This is a genomic window from Algihabitans albus, assembly GCF_003572205.1.
Taxonomy (GTDB): Bacteria; Pseudomonadota; Alphaproteobacteria; order Kiloniellales; family DSM-21159; genus Algihabitans; species Algihabitans albus.
The window spans coordinates 365,201-391,644 of sequence record NZ_QXNY01000003.1 but is presented as its reverse complement, the minus strand read 5'-3'; the positions used below and the strand labels follow the sequence as shown (position 1 = coordinate 391,644).

At 60.4% G+C, this 26,444-nt stretch carries 24 protein-coding genes; 23 read left to right on the top strand and 1 reads right to left on the bottom strand.

Annotated elements, in window-relative coordinates; translation table 11 throughout:
- Positions 1 to 32: 32 nt before the first annotated feature.
- The 18 genes from DBZ32_RS08485 to DBZ32_RS08400 all read left to right on the top strand — a co-directional run bounded on the left by DBZ32_RS08485 (position 33) and on the right by DBZ32_RS08400 (position 19,589).
- On the top strand, positions 33 to 884 hold the full coding sequence (locus DBZ32_RS08485; RefSeq protein ID WP_119166702.1) for an NAD-dependent epimerase/dehydratase family protein: 852 nt from the start codon (positions 33 to 35) through the stop codon (positions 882 to 884).
- Positions 881 to 2,101, top strand: coding sequence for a UDP-N-acetylglucosamine 2-epimerase (gene neuC, locus DBZ32_RS08480; protein ID WP_119166701.1), 1,221 nt, complete (start codon positions 881 to 883; stop codon positions 2,099 to 2,101). The genes DBZ32_RS08485 and neuC (DBZ32_RS08480) overlap by 4 nt, the downstream gene beginning before the upstream one ends.
- Positions 2,098 to 3,156, top strand: coding sequence for a nucleotidyltransferase family protein (locus DBZ32_RS08475; RefSeq protein WP_162906643.1), 1,059 nt, complete (start codon positions 2,098 to 2,100; stop codon positions 3,154 to 3,156). Before neuC (DBZ32_RS08480) ends, DBZ32_RS08475 begins: the two co-directional genes overlap by 4 nt.
- Positions 3,153 to 4,154 (top strand): GDP-mannose 4,6-dehydratase, encoded by a 1,002-nt coding sequence (locus tag DBZ32_RS08470; RefSeq protein WP_119166699.1) that lies wholly within the window; start codon positions 3,153 to 3,155, stop codon positions 4,152 to 4,154. Before DBZ32_RS08475 ends, DBZ32_RS08470 begins: the two co-directional genes overlap by 4 nt.
- Before the next feature lie 45 nt (positions 4,155 to 4,199).
- Entirely contained in the window at positions 4,200 to 5,216 is a 1,017-nt protein-coding gene (locus DBZ32_RS08465; protein WP_119166698.1) for a fumarylacetoacetate hydrolase family protein, read from the top strand.
- 5 nt (positions 5,217 to 5,221) lie between these two features.
- On the top strand, positions 5,222 to 5,872 hold the full coding sequence (locus DBZ32_RS08460; protein WP_162906642.1) for a fumarylacetoacetate hydrolase family protein: 651 nt from the start codon (positions 5,222 to 5,224) through the stop codon (positions 5,870 to 5,872).
- An 11-nt stretch (positions 5,873 to 5,883) separates the two neighbouring features.
- Positions 5,884 to 6,594 carry a cytidylyltransferase domain-containing protein gene (locus DBZ32_RS08455; RefSeq protein WP_162906641.1) on the top strand — a complete coding sequence of 237 codons (711 nt, stop codon included), beginning with the start codon at positions 5,884 to 5,886 and terminating at the stop codon, positions 6,592 to 6,594.
- On the top strand, positions 6,591 to 8,198 hold the full coding sequence (locus tag DBZ32_RS08450) for a capsular polysaccharide export protein, LipB/KpsS family (protein WP_119166695.1): 1,608 nt from the start codon (positions 6,591 to 6,593) through the stop codon (positions 8,196 to 8,198). Before DBZ32_RS08455 ends, DBZ32_RS08450 begins: the two co-directional genes overlap by 4 nt.
- A gap of 161 nt (positions 8,199 to 8,359) precedes the next feature.
- Positions 8,360 to 9,445, top strand: coding sequence for an SDR family NAD(P)-dependent oxidoreductase (locus tag DBZ32_RS08445; protein ID WP_119166694.1), 1,086 nt, complete (start codon positions 8,360 to 8,362; stop codon positions 9,443 to 9,445).
- 3 nt (positions 9,446 to 9,448) lie between these two features.
- The gene (locus DBZ32_RS08440) at positions 9,449 to 10,600 is read left to right on the top strand and encodes an NAD-dependent epimerase/dehydratase family protein (RefSeq protein WP_119166693.1); all 1,152 of its coding nucleotides are present in this window, start codon (positions 9,449 to 9,451) and stop codon (positions 10,598 to 10,600) included.
- Between the two features lie 10 nt (positions 10,601 to 10,610).
- Positions 10,611 to 11,639: an N-acetylneuraminate synthase family protein gene (locus DBZ32_RS08435; RefSeq protein ID WP_208539157.1), complete on the top strand. Its 1,029-nt coding sequence runs from the start codon at positions 10,611 to 10,613 to the stop codon at positions 11,637 to 11,639.
- A 2-nt stretch (positions 11,640 to 11,641) separates the two neighbouring features.
- Positions 11,642 to 12,808, top strand: coding sequence for a UDP-N-acetylglucosamine 2-epimerase (gene neuC / locus DBZ32_RS08430; RefSeq protein ID WP_208539156.1), 1,167 nt, complete (start codon positions 11,642 to 11,644; stop codon positions 12,806 to 12,808).
- Between the two features lie 28 nt (positions 12,809 to 12,836).
- A complete protein-coding gene (locus DBZ32_RS08425; protein ID WP_119166691.1) occupies positions 12,837 to 13,832 on the top strand; it encodes a 2-hydroxyacid dehydrogenase in 996 nt (331 codons plus the stop codon).
- Positions 13,832 to 15,613, top strand: coding sequence for an ABC transporter ATP-binding protein (locus DBZ32_RS08420; protein ID WP_119166690.1), 1,782 nt, complete (start codon positions 13,832 to 13,834; stop codon positions 15,611 to 15,613). Before DBZ32_RS08425 ends, DBZ32_RS08420 begins: the two co-directional genes overlap by 1 nt.
- A gap of 45 nt (positions 15,614 to 15,658) precedes the next feature.
- Complete coding sequence (locus tag DBZ32_RS08415) at positions 15,659 to 16,345, top strand: cytidylyltransferase domain-containing protein (protein ID WP_119166689.1); 687 nt, start codon at positions 15,659 to 15,661, stop codon at positions 16,343 to 16,345.
- 36 nt (positions 16,346 to 16,381) lie between these two features.
- The gene (locus DBZ32_RS08410; protein WP_119166688.1) at positions 16,382 to 17,581 is read left to right on the top strand and encodes a hypothetical protein; all 1,200 of its coding nucleotides are present in this window, start codon (positions 16,382 to 16,384) and stop codon (positions 17,579 to 17,581) included.
- Positions 17,569 to 18,771, top strand: coding sequence for a hypothetical protein (locus DBZ32_RS08405; RefSeq protein ID WP_119166687.1), 1,203 nt, complete (start codon positions 17,569 to 17,571; stop codon positions 18,769 to 18,771). Before DBZ32_RS08410 ends, DBZ32_RS08405 begins: the two co-directional genes overlap by 13 nt.
- A gap of 38 nt (positions 18,772 to 18,809) precedes the next feature.
- Positions 18,810 to 19,589: a hypothetical protein gene (locus tag DBZ32_RS08400; protein WP_119166686.1), complete on the top strand. Its 780-nt coding sequence runs from the start codon at positions 18,810 to 18,812 to the stop codon at positions 19,587 to 19,589.
- Between the two features lie 325 nt (positions 19,590 to 19,914).
- Here DBZ32_RS08400 and DBZ32_RS22035 read toward each other — a convergent pair whose 3' ends face one another.
- Complete coding sequence (locus DBZ32_RS22035; RefSeq protein WP_162906640.1) at positions 19,915 to 20,085, bottom strand: hypothetical protein; 171 nt, start codon at positions 20,083 to 20,085, stop codon at positions 19,915 to 19,917.
- A gap of 361 nt (positions 20,086 to 20,446) precedes the next feature.
- Here DBZ32_RS22035 and DBZ32_RS08390 point away from each other — a divergent pair, with 361 nt between their 5' ends.
- The 5 genes from DBZ32_RS08390 to DBZ32_RS08370 all read left to right on the top strand — a co-directional run bounded on the left by DBZ32_RS08390 (position 20,447) and on the right by DBZ32_RS08370 (position 26,433).
- On the top strand, positions 20,447 to 21,145 hold the full coding sequence (locus tag DBZ32_RS08390; protein WP_119166685.1) for a class I SAM-dependent methyltransferase: 699 nt from the start codon (positions 20,447 to 20,449) through the stop codon (positions 21,143 to 21,145).
- 7 nt (positions 21,146 to 21,152) lie between these two features.
- Complete coding sequence (locus DBZ32_RS08385; RefSeq protein WP_119166684.1) at positions 21,153 to 21,971, top strand: class I SAM-dependent methyltransferase; 819 nt, start codon at positions 21,153 to 21,155, stop codon at positions 21,969 to 21,971.
- A gap of 112 nt (positions 21,972 to 22,083) precedes the next feature.
- The gene (locus tag DBZ32_RS08380) at positions 22,084 to 24,306 is read left to right on the top strand and encodes a hypothetical protein (protein ID WP_162906639.1); all 2,223 of its coding nucleotides are present in this window, start codon (positions 22,084 to 22,086) and stop codon (positions 24,304 to 24,306) included.
- Positions 24,307 to 24,511: 205 nt separating this feature from the next.
- The gene (locus tag DBZ32_RS08375; protein WP_162906638.1) at positions 24,512 to 25,534 is read left to right on the top strand and encodes a fatty acid desaturase family protein; all 1,023 of its coding nucleotides are present in this window, start codon (positions 24,512 to 24,514) and stop codon (positions 25,532 to 25,534) included.
- Complete coding sequence (locus DBZ32_RS08370) at positions 25,531 to 26,433, top strand: class I SAM-dependent methyltransferase (RefSeq protein ID WP_119166681.1); 903 nt, start codon at positions 25,531 to 25,533, stop codon at positions 26,431 to 26,433. Before DBZ32_RS08375 ends, DBZ32_RS08370 begins: the two co-directional genes overlap by 4 nt.
- The last annotated feature ends 11 nt before the right edge of the window (positions 26,434 to 26,444 follow it).

Genomic DNA, 26,444 nt, shown 5'->3' with positions numbered 1-26,444 from the left:
ACGGTGGGCGGCGTTCTGGGGATGTCTCGGCTATGAGTGGGCGCATCGTCGTCACAGGCGCCTCGGGTTTTCTCGGGAGGCACCTCTGCCGCGATTTGCTGGCAGCCGGGCGGAATGTGCTCGGCGTTGCGCGGCGGCCGCTGCCCGATATGCCGTCTGTCCAGGTGACCGACTATAGAGATACCCCCGGTGGCGACATTCTGATCCACCTGGCCGAAAGGAGTGACCGAGGCGCCGCCTTGGTGGCCGGCGAAGATCATGTTGCAGAGGTGACTTCTACCTTGCAGGTGCTCCTCGATGGGCGCTTCGGGCGTCTGCTGTATGCGTCTTCGGGGATGGTTTACGGCGATGCGGAGGCATCGCCACGAAAGGTCGGTGACCCGACGCCGGCCCGAGACCCCTATGCGCTGGGCAAGCTTTCGAGCGAGGAACAGGTTACGGCTGCCGGAGGAGTCGCTCTGCGCCTTGCCAATCTCATAGGCCCCGGCATGGCCGGTGGCACCGTCGTCAGCACAATTCTGGAGCAGATACCTGGCTCCGCGCCCCTGCGCCTGCGCGACGGTGGGCCGGTGCGCGACTTTCTATGGATCGACGATGCTGTTGCCGGTGTCATTGCCCTGTTGGACCGGGCCTCGGCCGGTGTCTATAACCTCGGCACTGGCAGGGGGGTGGCGATTCGCCAGCTGGCACGCATGGCACTGGAAGCCGCTGGCGAAGCGGAGCGCACCCTCGAGGAAACGGCGCCGAACGGGCGGTGCTCTAATCTGGTCCTTGATGTTGCGGCAACGACGCGCGCAACCGGCTGGTACCCCGTGACGACGGTGGACGCGGGCATGGCCCGGCTGATCGCCGGGCGACTGGCAGAAACGCAGGGCGGCGGATGAGCAAGAGGACGATCGCGATTTTTACCGGCAACCGGGCGGAGTACGGGCTGCAGTACCCGATCCTGAAGGCGATCGACGCGCACCCGGAGCTGGATTACCGGTTGCTGGTCTCGGGCGCCCATCTGGACACCCACTTTGGGCGTACGCTTGCGGAGATCGAGGCCGACGGCTTTCGGGTCGATGCCGAAGTTAAGATCGAGATGGACGCCGCCTCGTTGTTCGCCACCGCCCAGGCGATCGGTTCGGGCGTACTCGCAGTCAGCCGGGTGCTGGCGGAGCTGAGGCCGGATCTGATGGTGGTCTACGCGGATCGCTTCGAAGGCTTCGCCGCGGTCATCGCCGCGACTCAGATGAACGTGCCGACGGCGCACATCGAAGGTGGTGATCTGACCGAGGGCGGTGCGCTGGACGACTCGGTACGACACGCCATGAGTAAGTTGTCACATCTGCATTTCACCACCAACCGCCAAGCCAGCAACCGGATCCTCGGGATGGGCGAGGAAGACTGGCGGGTTCACACCGTCGGTTTCCCGGCGATCGATCTGATTTCGGAAGAGCGCTTCGCATCGGCTGAGGAAGTGGCGTCGCACCTTGACCTGGACCTCGAGCGCCCCTTGGTGCTCTTCACCCAACACTCGGTGACCACCGAGTTCGACCAGGCCGCCCAACAGCTTGAACCCTCGCTCCAAGCCATGCTGCGCCTGGCGGGAGAGGGCGTCCAGGTCATCCTGACCTACCCGAATAACGACGCCGGCGGTCGCCAGATCATCGAGCGGCTGCAAGCGCTCGACTCCACGAAGCCCGCCAACGTTCAGGTCCACCGCTCGCTGGGCCGCCACCTCTATCACGGCATTCTGGCATTGGCCCGAAGCCCTGCCCTGCGCGTCGCTTGCGTGGGCAACTCTTCCTCCGGCATCAAGGAGACTCCGGCCTTCGCCTGCCCGACGGTCAATATCGGTTCACGTCAGGACGGCCGCCTGCGCGGCGACAATGTGCTGGATGCCGGCTACGGGACCGAAGAAATCGAGCTGGCCGTGCGCCATTGCTTCGAGGACGCCGCTTTCCGCGAGACATGCCGGACCGCCGATAACCCCTACTACCTCGGCGGCGCCGGTGTGAAGATCGCCAAGGTGCTGGCCGAGGTGCCGCTGAACCAGGACCTGCTGCGCAAGCGCATGACCCTGAAGGGCGAGACCGAAGGAGGTTGGTTTCGGTGAGCGAAACGCCGCTCAACCCAGAGGACCGGCTGGTCGACGTCGTGCGCGCCATAGAGGCGAGCCGGCGGCGCATCGCCGTGGTGGTGGACTCCGCCGGCAAGCTGCTCGGTACCTTGACCGATGGTGACGTGCGTCGTTGTTTGCTCGCCGGCGGCACGCTCGCGACTCCTGCGGTCGAGGCCATGACCAGAACCCCGTTGGTGGCGGAGCCCGCGACGTCCGACTTGGAAGTTCTGGAGCGCATGAAGCGCGGTAATGTCATGACCGTGCCGCGCGTCGATGCCGATGGCCGTTTCGTCACACTGTTGCATGTGACCGAACTGGATCCGGAGGCGCCTGCGGATCGGCATGCGAGCGGCTTTGCAGCTGCGGTGATCATGGCGGGCGGTCTAGGAAGACGATTGCGGCCGATCACCGATCATGTCCCCAAACCGATGGTGGAGATCGGGGGAGTGCCGTTGCTCGAGCGGCTTGTGCGCCGATTGGCGAGAGCCGGCGTGTCTCGGATTCTCATATCCGTCAACTATCTCAGCCATCTGATCGAAAACCATCTTGGCGACGGTGTGCGTCTTGGCGTCGAGATCGAGTACCTTCGGGAGACGCAGCCGATGGGCACGGCGGGTGCGCTGTCGCTCATGTCCAAGCCAGTCGACGGCCCTGTCATGGTCATGAATGGCGACATCGTCACGACCTCCGACTTCGGCCACTTGCACGACTTCCATTGCGCGCAGGAAGCTGACATGACAGTGGCCGCTGTCGAGTACGTCGTGGATATCCCTTATGGTGTCTTGCGGGCAGACGGCGGCTGGTTTCGCGGCCTGGAGGAAAAACCGTCGCAGCGCTTTTTATGTAATGCTGGGATCTATGCTTTATCACCGCGCGTTATCGAAGATATTCCACAGCGATTCTTCAATATGACGGACCTACTGAAACTTCAAAGCGAGAAAGAGAGTAGGGTGGCTGTCTTTCCGATACACGAGTACTGGAGCGATATCGGCACCCTTGACGATCTGGAAACGGCGCGGGCCGCATTCCGGGGGATCGACGACGCATGACGGACTGGCTCAACGGTAGGCGCGTGTTCGTGACCGGCGCGGACGGGTTCATCGGCAGCCACCTGGTCGAGCAATTGGTGGCGGCTGGGTCGCGGGTTCGCGCATTGACCTACTACAACTCTTGGAGCGAGATCGGCTGGTTGCAGGACCTAGAGGCGCCGGTTCGGCGAGAGGTCGAGCTGTTCTCCGGCGACATCCGTGACCCCGTGCGTGTAAAGGAAGGTATCGGCAACGCCGAATACGTGCTCCATCTGGCCAGTTTGATCGCCATCCCTTACAGCTACGTGGCCGCGCGTTCCTACGTTGAAACCAATGTTCTCGGTACATTGAACGTCTTGCAGGCTTGCCGGGAGTCCGACTCGCTGACGCGTCTCGTTCATGTCTCGACGTCGGAGGTTTACGGCACGGCACAGCAGGTGCCGATTCCCGAAACGCACCCATTGGTTGGACAGTCACCCTATTCGGCCTCGAAGATCGGCGCCGACAAGATGGCGGAGAGTTTCCACCTTTCTTTCGATCTGCCCGTGGTGACGGCGCGTCCCTTCAACACCTTCGGCCCTCGCCAGACCGCTCGCGCGGTGATCCCGACGATCGCCTCCCAACTTGCGGCGCGGCGCCCTCTCCTCAAGCTGGGTAGCTTGACCCCGACTCGGGACTTTAACTATGTCACGGACACAGCCTCCGGACTGTTGGCGCTGGCGGGCTGTGCTGACGCAGAGGGCGAGACGGTTAACCTTGGTACCGGTGAGGAGTGGTCGATCGCCGAGGCGGTCGATCTGTTGAGCGATATTGCCGGATACCGGCCACAAATCGAAACCGACAGCCAGCGAATAAGACCGAAGAATAGCGAAGTTAACCGCTTGATTGCAGATACTGGGAAGATGCAGCGCTTTACCGGCTGGCGGCGTCGCGTTTCATTCCGCGATGGGCTGGCGAGTACCTATCGCTGGATCGAAGCCAACCAGGATCGCTTTGACATCGATCGCTATGCAACCTAGCGGCAACACCGGCACAACTCTGTTTTCCTTGAGGCAGTAAGGCGCATGCGAATTCTGACGTACAGGGAAGATGAGCAGGAGAGACTCGCGCTCTCGATTGACGACGAGATTTTCGATCTCGCCGCCGTCGCGGCCTCGGCGAAGGAGCTTAAGGCGATCACGAAGCCGCGTTTCGCCAAGGTTTCGTTCGACGGACTGACGATGCTCGGGTTAATCGCCATGGAGGCGGAGGGCCTGGATCTGTTGGCCGAGCTTGAGCGCTACATCCACTGGCAGCGCGAAGCCGATCCCTGGATCTTGCGCAACGCCGTGCGCCAAGAAGAGGAGATCGAGTGGCTTCCGCCCGTGACGGAACCGCCGGCCGTCTATGGGATTGGCGGCAACTCCCCGCTGTTCTTCCGCGACAAGGGTTTCCAGATTCCGGCCTACCCGCGCGGTTTCCTGCGCCCCACCAACGCGCATGCTCTGGTTGGTCACCGTGCAACGGTCACTCTGCCTGCAAGCTACGCCACGATGCGCTCCTCCGCGGAAATGGGTGTCGTCATCGGCAAGACAGGGCGTGACGTGCCGGAGTCCGAGGCCATGGACCATGTCTTCGGCTTTACTCTGGTCAACGACATGTGCTCCGACTCCTGGAAGACCGTGGCACTGCGCGGTGAAGACGAGTCGCGCATGCACGAGGATCTCACGATTTTCACCCAGCGGGCGGCCACATCTTATTACTCGCGCTCGACCGACAGCTTCGCCGCGATCGGACCCTACATCGTCACCAAAGAGGAAGTCTCCGATCCCTACAATCTGATGGTATATAATCGCTTGAGCGGCGTGCAGCGCGAACGGGCCTATACTCAGGCGATGGTCAATGGGGTCGAGCGCACGGTCTCCTTCCTTTCGAGGATTTTCACGCTGCGCCCCGGCATGATTTTTCACTTAGGGACCATGGGCATCGACGGCTATACGGTGGAAGCGGACATGTTCTTCGATACTGATGATTATTTCGAGATCGAGTACGAAAGCATCGGCATTCTGCGCAACTATATCACCGACCTTCGCAAGCCATGAGGACCATGCGCACGCCAGCGACGCAGAGTTGGGCACTGCTCGGAACCGCCGCCGCCTCGGAGCAGGTTTGGGGCCTACGGCAGATCGAGTTTCCTTGTGGCTACAACATTCCAGCCGGCGCCTTCGCAGCCCCGGATCACCCCCTGGAGAAGCCGCGCCCCGACGGTAGCTACTGGGCAATGGGGGGCTTTGCCTTGGAGGTCGGCCGCGGCGGCAAGCGCATTCCACGCGATACGGCCGAACAGCATGTCGCCGGCTACCGGCCGTGGATCTGCGTTTTCCATGACGCTCTCCTCGATGAACTGGCGGCACGGACCCACACGATCGAAATGTGGGATCGGGGTGTTTCGATCTTTTACGGCCTCTGGCGAGAAGCGACGCACAGCCTTGGAGAGCTCATTCCGGCAACGGCGCTGGCCGATGTTCGCACAGCTGAGACCCGACTGGTTACCGACGCCGGCGAAGCCCAGGGCGAGGCAATGGAGGCCTATGCCTACGGTGCCGAAGCGGTGCTGCCTTTTATGTCGGATTTCATGACGCTTTCGTCGGGGGATATCTACGTTCTCGGCCCCCTCGTCGCCCTGCAGGTGCCTGGGACGACGAGCCAGCTGACGCTGTACAGCGGCGAGATCAGCCACACCAGCGCCGTGGCGTAAGAGGACTCCTGGTGAGTGAAGCCGAGGCAACCCGCCCTGTATTGGCCGTCGTTCCGGCTAAGGCCACCTCGCGCCGTGCGCCGGGAAAGAATGAGACACCCTTGGCGGGTGTGCCGATGTTCCTTCACGCCGTTCGTCTGGCCAAGTCCGTGTCTTCCGTTGATCTCGTTGTGGTGTCTTCCGATAGCATCAGCGTCTTGCGCTCGGCACAGGCCGAGGCCGTACGCACCCACTGCCGAGACGAAACGCTCTGCCAAGAGGATGTGACGAATTTCGAAGTGCTGGTGCAACTTCGCGCGGAACTCCTGGCGGAAGGGCTCGATCCGGAGATCATCGCTCTCTTGCAGCCCACCACACCCTTTCGGCGACCTGAACCGCTCGACCGAATGATCTCGGAGTTCCGGGAGAACCAAAGCGCAGATTCGCTTGTGACAGTGACACCGGTTTCGCGGATGACGGGGCGCGTTGAGGGGCGGCGTTGGGTCCCCGATGAGACTCCTGGCTGCCGCCTCAAGTCGGCGGCAGGGCGCAGCGCTCTAACGGGGCATGCCTTTCTGTTGCGACCGGAGCGGACGCTGGACCAAAACAGTCTTTTGGGAGAGTCGATACATCCGGTGATACTACCCGAGTCCTGGCTCGATATCGATGTGGACACACCCCAAGATCTCGCGCTCGCTCGGCAGATCGCGCCATTTTACTTCGCCGAGACTGCGGCTTCATGAACAGGGCGCAGGGACCGTTTCGTCTACTTTACACGACCCAGTCTGGAGGCCTTCGCCTCTTCTGGCGTTTGCATAGGACCCTGGACGAACAGCAGCGCGTCGAGGCCGCCGCCTTCTTTGCAACCAATCGCTTCGAGTACAATCGCTTCACGACCTCCTTTCCGGAGTTCGAGGCGTCTGGCGTCGAATGTCTTCGTGAGTGGGAACTGCTTGAGCGGGCCAGAGCACTGGCTGAGCCGGATCATGACTTGATCGATCATTGGGAGCGCGAGATCGGTGATCCAACACTGTGGAATGCGTTGATTACAGATCGCAGGCTGGGATTTCCGCTAAGAGCGCAGTTCGTTCAAGATTACCGCCCCGCTTATAAACATGACGACCTGCTGAAGCTGCTCACAGTGGCGCTGAAAGAAATCTCGGCACAGATCGAGCGGGCGAAGCCCGATGCGATCCTGGGTCTCAATGCAGTGACGCTTTACGACTATCTCTACTATCTGATTGCGCGACAGCGGAATATTCCTTATCTGCAGCTCAAACTCACACGCGTCGAAAACTATGTATCCTTCTTCACCGATCCCTTCTCGGTGTCGCCTCACATAGCCGACAGCTACCGCCGTCTCAAATGCGCTGACGAGTTTACGAAGCTGGAAGCAGAAGCCCTAGCTGCCGCGAGACAGCTCATCGGGCAGGCACGTTCAGAACGGTTGGTTTACGAAGGGGCCGTGCGCAGCGCAGCGAGCCAATCACGCCCTGGCGTGACGAAGCGGGCACAGGGCTTTGTTGGTCGACTTGCCGGAGCTGCTGGCCGGGTTCGGCATGCATGGACCCTCCGGGATCCGCACTATCCGCTCCCGTTCCGCTATAGCATCTACTCGCAGGTCGTGAAGCCGATGCGGCGCCGGCTCCAAGCGCGCTTGTTCGATGTTAGGCCAGGCGATGAAGCTCGCTTCGCTACAGAACATGCCGGGCGATATGTGCTTTTTGCCTTGAACACGGAGCCTGAGGTCGCGCTTCTGGCCTACGGGCGGCCATACCGCAACCAGATCGAGACGGCGCGTAACCTGGCGGCGGCGTTGCCGGTGGGCTGGACCTTGGTTGTCAAGGAGCATCCGAACGCGCGTGGCTACCGTAGCCGCGGGTTCTATCGGAGGCTTCGAGAAATCCCCAACGTTCGTCTGGTGGCCCCGATGGCAAAGTCGGGTCCCTTGTTGGAACAGGCTGCCTTGGTTGCATTGGTCTATGGCACAGTCGGACTCGAGGCGCTCATCCGACACAAGCCTCTCGTGGTTTTCTCGCGAGCACCCTATGAGATCTTTCCGTCGACCATGGTTCGCTATGTCGCTGACCCTTGGAGTCTCGGTAGCGAGATTCGCGGTCTTTTGGACGATCACGCTCACGACGAGCTGGCACTCGAAGCCTATATCGGCGCGCACGTCTCAACCGGCGTCAGGGCCAACCTGTTCACCGAATTGTTGGGGAAGGGCGAGCGGGAGGCGATGAACACCGGCGGCACGGTCGAGGAACAATACGGGCGTCTTGCGGAGGAAGCTTGCCGTCGAATCGGAGAAGAGCGTACACGACTTGCTTCCGCGCAGTGGACTTGAGTTCCGATCCGCCTGACTCAGCCGAAGCAAATGGAGACCGCAGCGCGGATCGGCGACACTCTTGGGAAGGTGGCCTTAAGCATCGATCCCGTATTCGGATTGGGCGACGTGGCTGGCAGTAAACACTGGACAACTTTCAGATGGCAGCCCTAGCAAGCAGTATGACCAGCACCGACCGTTCTCCTTGGAAGGGCAAATCCGTTCTGATTACCGGCGTATGCGGTACTGTCGGTGTCGAACTGTTGCACCAGCTGAGAAATGCCGGTTGCGAGCGGATTGTCGGCATCGACAATAATGAGAGCGAGCTGTTCTTTCTCAGCCAGCACTATTCGGACCGCGACGATGTTCGCCTCTTTCTAGGCGACCTGCGTGACCGCGACAAGCTGATGCGCAAAATGCGCGATATCGATGTAGTGCTGCATGCCGCTGCGCTTAAACATGTGCTGCTGTGCGAGGAAAGCCCGCGCGATGCGGTACATACCAACATCACCGGAATGATCAACCTGATCGACGCCGCTGAGGCAAACGGGGTGGACCGCGTGCTCTTCACGTCCTCAGACAAGGCGGTCAATCCGACCAATGTGATGGGCACGACCAAGCTGATGGGCGAGCGGCTGATAACAGCGGCCAACGCCGACCGGCGCCGGGAGTCCGACACGATCATGGCCTCCACGCGCTTCGGCAACGTGCTCGGCTCGCGCGGTTCCGTGGTGCCGCTCTTCGCCCGTCAGATCGTAGCCGGCGGTCCAGTCACCCTGACCGACCCGGAAATGACGCGCTTCATCATGACTCTGCGCGAGGCCGTGCATCTGGTAATCGAGAGTGCCTTCCTCGCCAAGGGCGGCGAAGTCTTCGTCACTAAAATGCCGGTCGCACGCATTACCGACCTGGCGGCGGTCATGATCGAAGAGCTGGCACCGCGCTGCGGCCGCGACCCGGCCGAAATCACGGTCAAGACGATCGGCGTCAAGCCGGGAGAAAAGCTCTACGAAGAACTGCTCAACGACGAAGAGATTCGGCGCACAGTCGAGTTAGAGCGATTTTTTACTGTCCTGCCCGCTTTCAAGACAGTTTACCAGCAGATCGACTATCACTACAACGGCGAGGCTGGTCGTCCGGTCGATCGACCCTACAATTCGGGACTCGAGGGCGCACTGGCCCGAGATGCGCTAGAGACCTACCTGCGCGACCACGGCATCTTTGAGTATTGCTGGAGTCACTTGATGCAGCGGAACGGGGGCAACTAGATCATGCGCGTCCTGATTCTCGGCGGTGACGGCTACTTAGGCTGGCCGACTGCGATGCATTTCGCCGCGCGCGGTCACGAGGTAACCGTGATCGACAACTACTTGCGCCGCACGATCGCGCTAGAGACCGACTCCGAGCCCTTGTACCGCACGCCGACTCTGCAGGAGCGGGCCGAAATCTTTGCCGCCGTCTCCAACCACAAGGTGCGCGTCGTCATTGGCGACTGCTGCGATTACGACACCTTGCGCGGCCTGGTGCGCGACACCCAACCCGAGGTCGTCGTGCACTATGCCGAGCAGCCGAGCGCGCCTTATTCCATGCGCGACTACGGCTCGGCTCGGCTAACCCTGGATAACAACCTGAAAGCCACCTTCAATCTGGCTTGGGCAGTTATCGAGGAGGCACCCCAGGCTCACATCATCAAGCTGGGCACCATGGGCGAGTACGGCACGCCCAAAATCGATATCGAAGAAGGCTGGATCGAAATCGATCACAAGGGCCGCAAGGACACCTTCTTGTTCCCACGTCAGGCCGGCAGCCTCTATCATACGACCAAAGTGCTCGACACCGACCTCCTGTGGTTCTACGTGCGCACTTTTGGTATCCAGGTCACGGACTTGATGCAGGGGCCGGTGTATGGTCTGCGCACGCCAGAGTCGGAGCTGGACGACCGGCTACTCCCGAACTTCCACTACGATGATATATTCGGGACCGTGGTTAACCGTTTCCTGGCTCAGGCTGTCGCCGGTATTCCCCTGACCGTTTACGGGAAGGGCGGTCAGACCCGCGGCTACTTGAACCTGCTCGATACGCTGCAGTGCGTCGAGTTGGCGGCGGCCAATCCACCGGGCACCGGCCAACTGCGCATTCTAAACCAGTTCACCGAGACTTTCTCGGTTAACGCCTTGGCGGAGAAGGTGATCAATGTCGGCCGGCACATGGGGTTGAACGTGGAAGTGCAGGCCCTCGATAACCCCCGCAAGGAGGCGGAGGAGCATTATTACAACCCGACGCACAGCGGCTTGCTCGAACTCGGTCTACAGCCGAACTACCTCACCGATGCGGTCATGGAGGATCTGCTGAAAACCGTCATGTGTTACAAGGATGCCATCGCGCCGCGCAAGGTGTTGCCGCGCGTGCGATGGAAGCAGTAAGAGGGAAGCCTTGGCCCGCTTCAGCAGTCATTTCGAAATCGACGGCCGGCCGGTCGGTGAGGGCTGCCCGGTCTATGTGATCGCGGAGGCGGGGGTTTCGCATTTCGGCAGCGAGGAGAAGGCCTATCGCCTCGTTGACTTGGCGGTCGCCGCCAAGGCGGACGCCGTGAAGTTTCAGGTCTTCGACGTCGACGAGATGATCAGCCGAGAGCTGCCCGACTGGAAGGCGCGCCTTGGCCCGCGCGCCCTGCCGTACGACGCCTTCGCGCGGATCCAAGGTTACTGCCGGCAGCGTGGCATCACCTTCTTCGCCACGGCGCATGACCTGCCATCGCTGGAGTTCCTCGCCAGCCTGGAAGTGCCGGTTCACAAGGTCGGCTCCGGAGAAGTCGGCAATTGGCCTTACCTGAAGAAGGTCGCAGAGCTTGGCAAGCCGCTGATTTTTTCAACCGGCATGTACCACATCGACCAAGTCGGCGAGGCGCTGGATGCGATAGCCGAGACTGGCGCGCGAGACGTGGCGATGCTGCATTGCGTGACGCTCTATCCGACACCGCCGGAGCAAGCGGCCCTGGGCAGCATCGCGCTGCTGCGCGAACGCTTCGATGCCGTTGTCGGCTACTCCGACCACACCCGCGGCTTCCACATTCCGCTAGCGGCGGCGGGGCTGGGCGCGCGTGTCATCGAAAAGCACATCACGCTCGACTACGACGTGCCGAACGCGCAGGATTGGAAGGTGTCATGCGGGCCAGCGGATCTCGGCCGCTTCGTCTCCGAACTGCGCGAGGTCGAAGCAGCGCTCAGCGTGCGGCCCACGGAGCCAGACGGCGCCCAGGCGGACAGCCTGATCTGGGCCAGCAAGTCCCTGGTCGCCGCGCATGACCTGCCGGCCGGCCATGTACTGAGCGCCGGCGACCTGCGTAGCAAGCGTCCGGGCACCGGCATATCACCGGCGAAGATGGACCGCGTATTCGGCCGCCGGTTGAACTCGGCTCTGCCGGCCGACGGCATCCTGACGTGGCAGCATCTGGCAGGATAAGAGTGGACAAGCGCAAGCGAAAGATATGCGTGGTCATTACCACGCGCGGCAACTATGCCAAGATGAAGTCGGTGATCGCCGCGATCGAAGCTACAGAGACCCTGGAACTGCGGCTGATCCTGGGCGGCATGGTGCTGCTGGAGAAGTACGGTCGAATTCTGAACCAGCCCGATGGCAAAGGTCTGCCGGTGGATCGCCATATCCATTTCGTCATCGAAGGCGAGACGCCTGTGACAATGTCGAAGTCGGCTGGCGTAGCCGTCAGCGAATTTGCCACGGCCTTCGAGGATTTGAAGCCCGATGTGGTCCTGGTCATTGCCGACCGCTTCGAATGCCTGCCGATCGCCATGGCGGCCAGCTACATGAACATCGCGGTCGCGCACGTGGAGGGCGGTGAGGTCTCCGGCTCGATCGACGAGTCGATTCGCCATGCTATCACCAAGCTTGCGCACCTTCACTTTCCCGCATCTCAGGAAGCAGCTCAAAGGATCGCGCGGATGGGCGAAGATCAGTCGACAATTCACCCGGTCGGCAGCACCAGCATGGACGTCATTCGCCAGCTCGACCTAGACGACCTGGAACCGGTCAAACGCTATCAAAGCGACTACGGCATGGGGCCGAAAATTGACCTCGTACCGGGTCAATATCTCACCGTCATCCAGCATCCGGTCACCACGGAGTATGACGACAACCTAGCGCACGTGCGAGAAACCATCTCCGCGCTTGAGGAGCTAGGGATGCCAACCGTCTGGATCTTACCGAACATGGATGCCGGCTCCGACGGGATCAACAAGGGCATCCGCCAGTTCCGCGAAGCCAAACGTCCGGACTACATTCACTTCTTCAAGAGTCTGCCGATCGAGCTGTTCGCACCACTGCTCGCCAACGCGGCTGTGATGGTGGGCAATTCCTCCAGCGGTATCCGCGAGGCCGCCTTCCTCGGCACACCGACCGTGAACGTCGGCTCGCGTCAGCACGGGCGCGAGCGTGGCCATAATGTCGTGGACGTCGGCTACACGGCTCCAGAGATCGTCGAGGGCGTCCGCCGGCAGCTGGCCAACGGCCGCTATGCGCCGGACCATCTCTACGGCGATGGCCATGCCGCTGAGAAGGTCGTAAACGTTCTGGAGACGGCAGATTTCCGCATCCAAAAGACCATCACCTACTGATCGCTGCAACGAACCGCAGGCGGGATCGATGTCGACCAGGCCCGTCGCCCTTTATTATCGGATGCTGAAGTACCAGCCGGCCAACCTCCTGCGGCTGCAGAAAGACTTCGAGTTGATCGAGCTCGAGACTCCGGCGGACGATACCCCGAACTTGCTGGCCCAAGCCGAAGTCCTCTTCGCTCCTTTGGGCTATCGGGTCGACCGCACTAAGATCGACAACTGTCGCCGCCTCCGGGTGATCGCCTCCAATACCACGGGCCATCCGCACATCGACGTTGACTACGCTCGCTCTCGAGGGATCGAGGTCGCCTGCCTGAAATTCGCCCAGGACTTTCTGCGCTCGATCACACCGACCGCCGAGCTGACTTGGGGGCTGATCCTGGCGCTCACGCGCAATCTGGTTCCGGCGCATCGTGCTGCGCTGGCGGGACAATGGGACCGGCGTCCCTTCGGCGCGCCGGCCATGCTCTCTAGCCTGAAGCTGGGCGTTGTCGGGCACGGCCGGCTTGGCTCTATGGTGGCGCGCTACGGCCGCGCCTTTGGCATGGACGTCGCCTTCTACGATCCCTTCGTCAACGACTCGGGGGAGGGAGCCGTCAAGCTGTCCAGCCTGGAGGAATTGGTGGCTGCCAGCGATATCATCACGCTACATGTCCCGCACGAGCCTGAGACCGAAGGGATGATCGACCGGCAGCTCTTGGCGCGATTCAAGCGCGGCAGTTGGTTGGTCAACACGGCACGTGGCGAGTTGCTCGATTGGGCAGCCTTGCTGGCGGCACTTGAATCGGGACATTTGGCGGGAGCGGCGATGGACGTCTTCGAGGGAGAGTTCGTCCCCGGCTTTGCCGAGCGCTTTCCGGACCATCCTGTGCTCGCTTACGCACTTCGCCACGACAACCTATTGCTGACGCCGCACGTCGGTGGCTCGACGATTGATGCCTGGTCGCGTACTGAGGCCTATACCATCGATATGGTAGAGCTGGCTTTGCGTGCGGCACCGGCAAGCGATACGGAGTCAGGTTGATGGTGGCCCAAAACGGAATGCTGGCCAGCGACCGTCTCGTTTTTCTGCTCGCCAAAGGCCGTCGGCGGCGCTTTGCCTTGGTGTTGGGGCTGATGGTCGCCGATGCGGCACTCAACAGCATCGGCATCGGCATGGTGCTTCCAGTGCTTCAGGCGGTGCTACAAGAAGATCAGTTGCCAGCGTTCCTGGTCGTCTATGCGCCTTTTCTGTCCGAATTCTCCTATAACGAACGGATCCTCGCCTTAGCTGCTGCGACGCTGGCACTTTTCGCGATCCGCGCGGGCACGCACTATGCCTACCTGCGCTGTAATCGCGACTTCGCCGAAGCGATGCGCGTCTTCTGGATCGGCGGCATCGGTCGCAACTACCTGCTCGGGCGCTACCGCAACCTGCTGCAGCGCAAGCAAGGCGAGTTGCTGAACAACTGGCAGATGGAAACTGCCTCGGCCGCGCGGTTCCTTATGAGCTACTTGGGCTTCCTCTCGGCCGCACTCCAAGTGACGGCCTTGCTGATCCTGGGGCTGATGGTGGACTGGCAGGTCATGCTTGGCACTCTGGCGGTCGGCGGCCTACTGCTGTTTTGTGTACGCCGGTTCGCCTTCGGCACAGCCGCTAGTCTCGGCAAGGAAAAGCTGTCGCTGCAACAGAGACTGACGGCACAGATGTCGGAAGACTTGATCAATGCCCGCGACTTGAAGGTCTTGAGCGCCGAGCAGAGGCGGCTGACCGAGCTTGAAAGGGTCGCACAGTCCTTGCGTCGAGCCTTCGTCAAGCTCGCGGTCTACGGCGAACTTCCCAGAATCATTGCGGAGTTCTTTGCCATCGCCGCGTTGATGACTCTGATCGTGGTGTTGATCGTGCTGATGGGGCAAGCGCCGACGACGATTCTGCCGTTACTCGCCTTCTTCCTTTTGGTGCTCTACAAACTGGCTACGGCGACCAGTCAGATGGTTAGCACACGCATGAAAACTCTCAACGAGCTGCCGGCGCTTGCTCTGGTGCATCGGCTCTCAACCGAGATAGAGGCTGAGGACACGGGCCACGGAAGCCGAATCGACCAACTACCGGGGGACCTGCAGTTCGAAGGGGTGCGCTACAGCTATGGCGAGGATACGCCGGTTCTGGCCGAGCTGAGCCTGACAATTCCACGCGGAGAGCTGACGTTTCTAGTCGGCCCCTCGGGTTCCGGCAAGTCGACGGTGCTGGACCTCTTGATGCGCCTCGACGAGCCGCAGGCTGGACGCATCCTGGCCGGCGACCGCGATGCCCGAGAATTCAGTCTGGCCACTTGGCGCCGGCTGTTTGGCTACGTCAGCCAAGATGCGGTGCTGTTCAATGGAACCATCCACTCGAACCTGCTGCTGGCCCGGCCCGAGGCCGACGCGGCGCAGCTCGCCGAAGTCTGTCGTCTGGCCGGCGTTGCAAACTTCCTGCACCAGCTACCGCAAGGGTTGGAAACAGCAGTCGGCGACCGCGGCTTCACTCTCTCGGGCGGGCAGCGCAAACGCGTCGCTATTGCGCGCGCGTTGCTCAGCAATCCGCAGGTGTTGGTTCTCGACGAGGCAACCACCTCCTTCGAGGAGCGCATGGAGCGCGAGATGATCGCGGACTTGCGCGCCGCACGGCCCGATTTGACAGTGATTCAGGTGACACATCGCCTGCAAACGGCCGCCGAAGCTGACCACATCGTCGCGCTCGACCATGGGCGTGTCGCCGCCTGCGGCAGCTGGGATCAGATCGGTAAGACTCATCTCTCACTGTCGAGCAGGACAGAGGCTTGAGTTGACCGGCTTTCATTGGATTAGAGGTTAGAGGACGTCTTTGGAATGACCTCCATCTCCGTGATCATCAACGCGCGCACGACTTCGTCGCGCTTGCCGCGCAAGCTCGTCCGGCCCTTTGCCGGTACCAGTTTGATCGATATCGCGCTTGAAAAGCTCGATCGAATGGGCTTCTTCGCCCATCGATATCTCGCGGTAGCGGAGCCAGAGTTGGCCGAGCGCGCCAAACCCTTCGGCAACATCGAGATCCTCTGGCGTGACGAGGCGGCGATCAAACCGGGGTATAATCCGCATGAGGTGCAGTATGCTCACTACCGTCGTATCGACTCCGAATACTTCGTCTGGATGAATGCCTGCTGCCCGCTGCTCAGCATGAAAACCCTGCGCAGCGCAGCCGAAGAGGTGGCACGGACCCGGCACAACTCTTACACCTCTGTTGTACCGACCACTGATTGGATCTTCGATTCCGACGGTCACGCCTTGACGAACAAGGACGCCTCGATGGTCTCCACCGCGCATTCGCCGACGTTCTATCGGGTGGCTCATGTTTTTCATGTCTTCAACAAGAGCTTCTTCGAGCGCACCAACGAGCTGTGGACCCTCATGCCGGACGACCCTGCACTGATCCAGGTGCCAGAGGAAGAGATCTTCGACGTCAACACTCCCCTGGAGTTCGAGATCGCCGAAGCAGCCTATCGCGCACAATCTTTGTCGCACACGGCGGCAGATTGACGATCGCGCTGCGACCTTTTCCAGGGGCTTACCGACATGTCTAGCTCCGAACCCGACGGGTTTGACGTCGTCCTGGCGCTCGACTACTTCCGGAGTGGCGCCCCCTTCCTGTGCCTACTGCAAGCGCTCGTGCCGCGCTATCGGATCGGCCTTTACCTCATGCCGCTGGCGCAGCAGGAGCGGGACAAGGCGGGGCATCAGCAAGACCGCTTTGTCGAGGCCTGCACCGCCGCAGGCGCCGAACTGATCGAAGGCACGGGCCATCGGTGCGACCTGATGATTGTCTTGCAGCGCCCCTACGGCGACTCTGCCGTCGAGCAGGTCTTCGCAGCGGTACAGCCGCGCCGTGTGGTCGGTCTGATGCCCCTGGCCATGGCGGGATTGGACAGGCACGAGCGCTATCTCAGCCAGTTCGGTGTCGAGAAGCTCTACGTGCCCTGCGACCGGTTCCGTCGCTTCCTCCTGAACCGCCGCAATGCAGAGCATTGGCATCGCGGCCTAGAGGTCGAGCAAGTCGGATTCCCCTATGGCCCGACCCGGCTCGAACCCGACTTCAGGGCGGACTGGGTCGTTGCCACACCCACAGGCTTCAGTTTCAGGCACGAATCCCATAAACATGCTTTTTTGCATACTGTGCTGAATCTGCTGGCACAGATCGACCCCGATGAAACAGTCATCTACAAACCGCATAACGGAGAGTATCGAGACTACTTGGCGCCGCCAGGCTATGTACGACTGGCACAGGCCTTGCGGTTGATGCCCGGCGCGAGCGGCTTGGCACAGGCGGGTTCTCGAGCCCCGGCCGCGCTCGGCCGCTTTGCAGCAAAGCTTTACACAGCGTTCCTACACGAACGCGTTCTGCGTCGCTGTACGCCAATCCGCGAGGTGACGAAGCGAGACTGGCTGCCGTTCGAAGCCTTCCTGCCCGGCGTGCGGAGGGGGGTGATCGGTGGCCTGAGCAATACCATGTGGGGAACGCTGTACTTCGGTCTGCCCTTCTACAACTGCGTCGACAAGGCGTTGCGCGACAGCGTAGATTCGGGCGCGGAGGCTTCAGCACGATACCTTGACGTTAATCTCGAATTCTTCGGCGTACCGTTCTGTCACGGGCGGTTGGATTTCGCGGGCGCGCGCGGCAAGGGCATTGTGCACCCTGAAGATCGGGAGGGGGATCTGATTGCCGCTGTCGAGGCCGATCTAGCAGCGATTAAGGAACAGCAGTCGTGTACCGGTTGACGGCGACTGGTTTAGCGTGGCTATCGGCCTGCCTGATCGGCCTTTACATCTTCGATGTTCCGCGCTTGATCATCGAGATATGGGCCTTGCCGCTGCCGTTGCTCGGCGGTCGCCCTCCTTATCTCTTGCCGTTCGTCGCAGTGCTCTTCCTGGCCATGGTTTTCACAGCGCGCTACGAAAGCAAGACGCAAGCGCTGTATCCGGTCGACGTCATCTTCATCGTGGCGTGGGCGATCGGGGCGGCCGTCGTGACATTTCACCGGATGGAAGCGCCGGGCAGTGGTGGCCCGTTGCTGATCGATCTAGCCGTCTTCTATTCAGGCTTTCTGCTTGCGCGCGCCTATCGCGATGCCTTTGGGGATCTCTTGCTTTTGCTCTCCTGTCTCTTCTGGATGGCATTGGCGATCGCGGGAGTCCACCTACTGCTGCTCCTGCTGCACCAGTTCGGCCTACCGGCGCTTGGCGCTAACCCTGGCGAGTTCGTTCAGCGCAACGGAATCTCGTTTCTGCTCGTCTTCGCATGCTTTTATGGCTGGTTCCTAAATCGCGGCCTGCCGCCGGTCGCAGTTCATGCTCTGCTGCCGGGCTTCGCCCTACTACACTTCGGACTGAACGGCGCTCGTGGTGGCTTCGTCGTTCTGGCAATCCTCATGGCAGCGCGATATCTGTTACGCGCGGATCGTTCTTTGAGGGGGGCTTGGCTGGGCTTGAGCATAACTCTGGCCGCGCTCTTGCTCTTGGCCTTCGGCCTACCGCTGATCCAAGCTCATGCCAATGCCTTGCTCGGTTCTTCTGACGACCGCCTGAGCGCAGTCTCGCGACTTGCGACCAACATAGACTTGATGTCCCTTTTTGCTAAGCATCCTATGCTGGGCATCGGAGAAGCGGCGGTGGAGCGAACGCGTTTCGCCGGCTACATGTCCCACACATTTCCTATAGTTCTGCTGGTCGCCTTCGGACTTGTAGGTAGTGTACCCTTCGTTATTGCACTTTGGTTTATGGTATCTGCCGAACACCGGCCAGAGGCACTGGACGTGGTTGCCATCACGCTCGTATTGCAGGCTGGTCTGTTTGTAAATGACTTATGGCCGTGGCTGGCCGTCGCAGCGGCCGCCACTGGTCTCGCCGTCTATAGAGACCGGCCCAAAAGGTCAGAGATATTTCGATCGCCTAAAGAGTCCCAAATGTAGAAGATATCAGCGGCCAACACGGAGGTAATGCCTAGATCATGACGCCCGCTATCTCAATATGGTCGATGTTGGCTGCTGCGCGTCGACGCGCTATACTCAGTCTATTTTTGGCATTGATTTCCGGCGTTGCGATCTTCTATTGGGGGCAAGTGGGTGGTTCCTCGTACCGGGCCTCTAGCTCAGTTCTCTGGGGCTGGGTGCCGCCCGATTATCGCGAGTATGTGCCGGAATATCTGAGTAACGTAAACCGGGTGGAGCGGTTCCTGAATGAAGGAGGCTTCGACTCCGCTGATTATCAAGGCTGCTCTACAGTCGCTCTTAACCTTACGTTTCCGACTCTTGAGGTCACCTGCTCGGCCCTTTCGGCCAGCGAGGCCCTCGCCCATGCGGATGCTGCAGCGACCTCCGCGGCTGAATTGTTCAACGTCCATGCCCGCGCCGTGACTGAGATAATGGACGAGCAGAGGGAACTGCGCTTCCAGCAAATCCGAATCGCTGAGACGGCAATCGCGAAGCTCGAGAAAGTTAGTCCAGAAGTGGGCGAGATTGTTCTCTATGAGAATTCAGAAATGAGTTGGCGAAAGAGCTTGGTCAACGAGCGCTGGAATCTACTCAATTTCGAACTTCGCGTCGCTCAATTGCGAAAGGCTCAACCCACAGGCCAAGCGGAGCTGCGGTCTGGTGGCCGTAGCATTGGACAGATCAGTGCGATCAGCGTCGTTTTCGGCTTAGCACTCGGCCTCTTCGCGGCGCTCGTCCTCGGTGCCTTCGACGCATTCAGAGCAAGCCGCCAAGACAACGCGGAGGCACATCCATAATGCTGGCCGTCCTGTGCGCCATTGCACCACCTTCGGAGAGTGCCGAACTCGGCTCTCGAGCAACCGCTTCCTAAGGCTACCGCCGCCTCTTCGAGCAATGTTGCGCCGATTCCGTCTTAATGCGCTAATGGATCCGACGGCTATGCTCGCTTCTTCCACGTCTTTGGTTTGCACCTGACTAGGTCACCGCCCCATAAGTGCGTAGCTAAAGTCTAGTTGCAGCGAGCTTGACGAGGGCTGTGTCGTGTTTGGTGCGCTTTTCGTAGCGCGTGGCGACTGCTCGGAAATGTTTGAATTTGTTAAAGAAACCTTCGGAAAGGTAGCATTAGAGGAAGGGACAGAAGGCCGGCGGGCCGAGGCGGCCTGGCGCTGGCTTGATGCAGATGCAGGCGTTGCGCTTTTCCATGACCTGACGCAGGGCATTGGACTCGTAGGCGCAGTAGCACCTGTTCGGTGTCGAGATCTTCCAGCAGATTGGCCTCACTGCTGCCGTCATGACTTAGCCGGGGGGGGATCTTGAGGGTAACTGCGAGCTACTTGGCATCGAGCAGGACCTTGGATATTGGTGGGCAGCCCGCCCGCGAACGCCCCATTCATAGAGAGTCAGCGGGCGGTCTCCGACGCCCCTCTTTGTGTTCGCCCCAGGCTGGTGAGCCTGATCAATAAGGCATCTAAGAGCCGACCGAACCGACGGTACTCCTGATGGTCGATGAGATCTCGCTTTTTCACACAGGTTGGCAAGTCTTCCTTGCTGAATCGGTGTCTGACGCAGTACTGCCTTGGTAGCAATGCTGAGGTTACGTTGATCTCATGCCGCTGAAGATGCAGGGTGCAGCATGTCTTAGGGTAGCGGGGCTATGGCCAAGAACCAGGTACAGAGTGAGGAGGAGTGGCGAAGGTGGCAGGAGCAAGCACCTCGCATTTACGACCGCATCTACTATGAAAGCAATCCGGTCGTTGCCGCCGTCAACAATGCCGGCCACAGCCAGATCGAACGCTCCTTCAGTCCGGAGTCTCACTTTGCCCGCGTGATCGAGGTCGGAGCCGGTTCGGGACATCATCTCGACAGCGTTCGTCACCGCTTCGACAGCTACTGGCTGACCGACATCAACGAAGGCCTTTTGGCGCGCGCTGCGCAGCGCCATGCCGGGAAGGCCGGAGTGACGTGCGCTATCGCGGACGCCACGCGGCTTCCTTTTCCCGACGACCACTTCAATCGCTTGATCTCGGTCTACAATCTCGAGCATCTGCCAGCGCCGCACGCTGTCTTAGACGAGTGGGCTAGAGTGGTACGGCCGGGTGGCGTATTGAGTATTTCAATTCCGACGGAAGGCGGTATCGCGTGGAATCTGGGTCGCTGGCTCACCACTCGGCGCTCCTTCCGTAAAGAAGGCTTGAATTTGGACTACATCATCGCGCGCGAGCACATCAACGCCTGCTATCGGTTGGTGGCCTTGATCCGATTTCTTTTTCCTCAACGGCAAGAACACTGGTTCCCTTTGCGCCTGCCGTTCGCCGATATCAACCTCGTCTACACTGTAAACGTAAGGCTCTAGTCCGAATATGGATCGAGAACCCGACATCGGAGCCGTGCGCGCTTACTGGGAGAGCCGCCCTCTGGGCAGTCTCGAGGTCGCAGCCGAACCAGGGACCCCGGCATTCTTCGAATACTTCAATCGTATCCGCGAACAGGACGAGGGTCTGTTTGCCCGGTCAATCTACGAATTCGATCGCCACGCAGGTCAGCGCGTGCTGGATATCGGTTGCGGAAACGGTTGGCTGGTCGAGAACTTTGCCCGGGGCGCGGCCCGAACGACCGGCATCGATCTGACGCGGGCGGCGGTCAAGTTAACTCGCTCGCGTCTGCAATTGTCCGAACTATCGGCAACACTCCTGGTCGGCAACGCCGAGCGGCTGCCTTTCGATGACGAGAGCTTCGATTTCGTGACCTCGAGCGGCGTTTTGCACCACACGCCCAACACGGAACAGGCCATGGCAGAAGCCGTTCGTGTCATTCGGCGAGGCAGCGGTGGCATGATCGCTCTCTACTACCGCCACTTTCTGCTGAAACCGAGCATCTGGCCGATCACGCGCTTCTTCGTCCGGCTCCTGTTCGCGGCGGTACCGGGCCGCAACGATTTCGGCAAGGTCGCGAGTCCCGAAGACTTGGTCCGTCTCTACGATGGCAATGAAAATCCGATAGGCAGAGCTTACGATCGGCGCGCCTTTCTGAACATGCTGCCCGGTTGCCGCGTCGACCGCGTCGAACTGCACTTCTTTCCGACGCGCTTTCTCTTTCGATCGCCGCCGCCGATGTGGGTGAGACGCCTGCTGGACCGCTGGCTCGGACTTCTGATTTATGTGCGCTTCACGAAACTCTGAACGAGCAAGCCGTGCCCCTGCGCGGGGTTGAGGGCATTTTAGCACCATGCCACAAGCTCTCACCGGGGGGGTCCTAGGCGGTCCCTTCTCGACCGTTTCCAAGGGGTTGCAGATGCAAGGTGGTGTGGGATCGCTCACTGCCCGGGTCGCCAAGATAGCCGAAGCTCTGCTGAACCGTGTCCCTGCTTTCGAGCAGGCCTTGGGGCAGAGCAAACGGGGATGGCAGGGAATTCGGCGCGCCCACTTCTGGTTGGACCAACATCCGCTGACACAGTACGCCATTCTGGCGACACTGCTCTGTATCTTGCTGAATTTTCTGTTCCTCTTCGCTTATTCGGTCGGCGAGTCGTTCGCGCTGGACGACAACGACTTCATCAGCATGTCGCAGATCCTAGATCACAGTGAAAAGTATGCCGGAACATTACTCTACGAGGTCTCTCTACGTGTCAGAGAGATAAATTTATTCATTGCGATAAGCGATCATCTTTGGGGTTGGGGTATTAGCGCGCAAATTCAATATTCAATTTTCTACTTTTTAATGATTTTTTTTACATCATTGGGGAAAACGGTATTTTTATTCACATTTAGCTTGCCATTTTCACTGCGTCTTCTCGGGGTCTTCATGATACCACTTGCGGTTTTCGGCCCCTTTGGCCGCTTTATGCGGTTTGTGTACTACGGAAAGGCCATTCCCTCGACCATCGTTCTTGGTCTTGGATTTCTAGCTCTGGCGCTCTTCCTGATGGGGCGGTTCCGCTGGGCCGTGCTGATTGCGGCAGTCATGTTCTATTTCCACGCGGTTCATGCCGGCATTCTGATGATCTTCGTCATGGGCTTTCTGTCGCTCATGACCCTGTGGGATCTGTTGCAGGGCAACCGGCGGACCCTGAAGCTTTACCTGCAGTGCTGCGCGATATGCCTGATCACCGTTCCCTTCTTCGTCCAGTACCTGACGAATGCCGGCGCTGTCGGAAGCATCGATTACGAGCTCTGGCTGAAGTTTCTGACCGCGAAGACCAGCAATCCGCTGCCGATGGGCGATGGTGTTCCGGTTGTCGCGTCGATCATCGCTGCGATCGCCGTTCTGCTCGCCCTCTGGGGCCGTCTGGTCGCGCTGCGTCTCCAAGACAAGCTCGATCAAGACCTGGCCATACTGATTCGCGGCTTCTGGTGCGTCGCCGTCCTTCTCGGCTTCTGGTGCATACAGGTCTACTTCACGCACTGGCGCCCCGCCGAGATGGTGATCAAGATCGTATTCACCCGAGCCACGCCTTACGTCGGCATCTTCGCCATCGTCGCGACGCTGATTGCCGCGAGGTGGGGGTTCCGGAACGCCGCGAGCCGACCGCCTACAGCGATCCCCTGGGTGTTCTTGCTGCTCGCCGCCTCAGCGCAACAGTTGGACCAGCTGTTCTCGGCGCCCGATCTGGCGCCCTTGATCTCGGACCACCTGCACGGGATCACTGCGGATGCGTTCGATTACGCCATTGCCAGGCATTTCGATGTCCTGGTCTTTCTGCTGACAGCCCTCTGCCTGACTCTCCGGGGGCGAGGGGCCGCCTTTGCCGAGGTCGCTGCCATCGTGGCAGCCGTCATCGCAATTCTCGCCTTCGACGGAAAGCCGACATACGTCTTCTGCCTGCTCGCACTCCTCTCGAACTGGGTCGTCCAGAGCGGTTACCGGATCCAGATTCTTCCGCGTTTGCGGCACCCAATCTCGCCAGGCTGGTTTTTGGCGGTCGTCGTTCCGCTCAGCATCTGGTTGATGTTGTCCAGCAACGACATGGTTAAGCGCGGCTTTCGCACTTTGGAGAGTCTGGGAACGTCGACGACCGTGGCAAGCGACGCCGAAGCCGCGGCCGTCGTCGAGCTGCTGAAGCGCTACACTACCGAGTACGATGCCATCCTGCAGGTGCCCCACCAAAACTACATCTCCAACCACATCCTGACAGAACGGGCCGTATACCTCGGCTTCGCGGAAAGCCAGTTCGTGCTCTACGCACCAGAGCTTATCGGGATGGTGGTCCGACGCCTGGAAAACTACAATCTTGACCTGGACAAAATACTCGACGACCAATATTGCAGATGGGCGGATCGTTATCTGTGGGTCTACATGTGCAATAGAACTATTTATTTTGTCCGCGCCAGAGAATACAATGATGGCTGGCGGGCTCGTATCGACGATATGCAGGCTGACATGCCGCGCCTTCGCTATGCCGTGATCCAGCGCGGCCACGCCTGCGAAGAGGACAAGATCCTCGCAGAGACAAAGGGGCACTATCTCGTCGCCTTGAAAGATGTCGCTTCCGCAGCGTGTACTTGGAACCCGGAATGAAGCGTACTGGGTACTTGCCACATTGTTCCTGGGAAGAGGGTCGGCTTAGGATCGCCGAACAGGGGGGCTGCATTTCCACTCTTATCGGGACAGTATTGCTTGGGGTCTGTCACGCCGGTCGCCGACATCAGTCGTATCCACGCGGTCAACGTGAAACTCTGGTGCAGCAGGACTGATCGGCCCTGACCTGCTGGACTGCTCGTGCTTGACGAAGCGTTGCAGAACCAATACTTCGCGCAAGATGCAGGAGGGAATCCGCGTGGAAGACCGGAGTGTGAGCCCATTGGCTGCCAAAGGGGTGCGCGAACGGGTGAGCCGTAGAGCTTATCTGACGTTGGCCGACGGGCGGCGCAACATCGCCGAAATTGCAGCCATGCATGCGGCGTTGACGGCGTGGCTTGTGTTCGCCTTTACGGCTCTGCCGCTTTGGGCAGCGGTGCTTCTATCACTGCCCGTCTGCGCAGTGCATCAACGGCATGCGTCGGAGTGGCTGCATGAGGGGCTACACTTCAACATTCACCCGGAGCGCCGGACCAACGCATTCGTTTCCACATGGATGCTAGCCGCCCTGTTCGGTTTGCCACTCGCGGCGATGCGGCGCAGCCACTTCGAGCATCACGGCGTGAAACGTTTCTTCAATGCTCAGGATCCGGATACGGTTTACGCGATTGTCACGGACCGTCGCAGCGTCGTATTGGCGCTGCTGCGCGATTTGAGTGGCCTGACCGCCGTCTTAAGCTATCTGCAGGTAATCGTTAATCGTCTGAAACCCGTCAGCGACGGCGGCGCCCCTTCCGCAGGCGGCCAAAACGGCGCGCTGACTTCGGCGCTTCGGCAGTACTGGCCGGTCATAGTTGTGCAGTTTCTCTTCCTTGGCACGACCATGCTGTTCGCTCACCCCGAGATCTGGGCCGTGTACTATGCGTCGCTTGTCACGCTGTATCCCTTGCTCAGCCGCCTGCGTCTTTACGGGCAACACGTCATGATCGATCCGCACGGTCGGGCCGTCTTCGCTGACAGCAATGTAAGCCGGACCGTCGATGGCACCTGGCTAGACCGGATACTGATCTCGTCGCATCTCATGTGCTTCCACCACGAGCACCACGCAAAGCCGCATCTTCCGTTCCGTGCCCTGCGCGCGCTGGCGCGCCCAGTCGAAGGCGATCCGAACCGCTATACCCGATCGCATCTGCCGGTGTTGAAAGCTTTGATGAAGGATAGCGCGTGACGGCCTGCCAAGCTTGCCGATCGGATTTCAGCACGACGGCGATCGCCGCGCCCAAAGACTTCGAGTACTTCGTCGAGCGCGCCGTGCCGACCGAAGTTCGCCAGTGTAGCACCTGCGGTTCACTGTTCCAGCATCCCTGGCCGGACAAAGCGGAGGCGCTAGCCTTCTATCCCGCCGACTATCAGAACTACGAGCGGCCGGATGTTCCTCTGCTGTCAAAGCTCCTCAGCATGGCGCAGCGACGCGCGGCGCAGACCTTCGTAAGGCAGGTCGGGCAGGATGCGCGCATGCTTGATTTCGGGTGCGGTGACGGTAGCTTCCTAGGCTATCTCGCAGCCGAAGGAATGACCGATCTGGTCGGCTACGAGCCGAACCTGCGTGAGACCGAACGGGAGACGCGTCCAAAAGTCACTCGAGTTGGCAGCTTACGTGAGTTGCGGGACGCTGGCCGCACCTTCGATGTGATTCGAATGCACCATGTCATCGAGCACCTGACCGAACTCGACAGCACTATGCAGGGCTTGCGCCATCTCCTGTCACCGAATGGGGTGATCCTGGTACAGACGCCCAATGTGGCGACGGCAACATGGCGGCTCTTTGGACAGAATTGGGGGCCTCTGCACTATCCTTATCACACGGTTCTTTTCACGCCGCAGGGCATGGAGGCAGGCTCGCAGCGCTGGGGCCTCAAGATCGAGGCCACGACCAACACCCCGATGCCTACGGGGTGGGCGATGAGTTTAGAAAACCTCATCAAGCGCAGTCTCGGCAGCCGGCGACGCGGTCGCCTGCGTGTTTACGGGCTCTTGGTCGCCGCTGCCCTGCCGATGTCCTACGCAGAGGCGGCAATACGACCGTCGAAGGCCGCTGTGCTCGACTACACGCTGTCGGCAGGCTGATGCAATCGGCA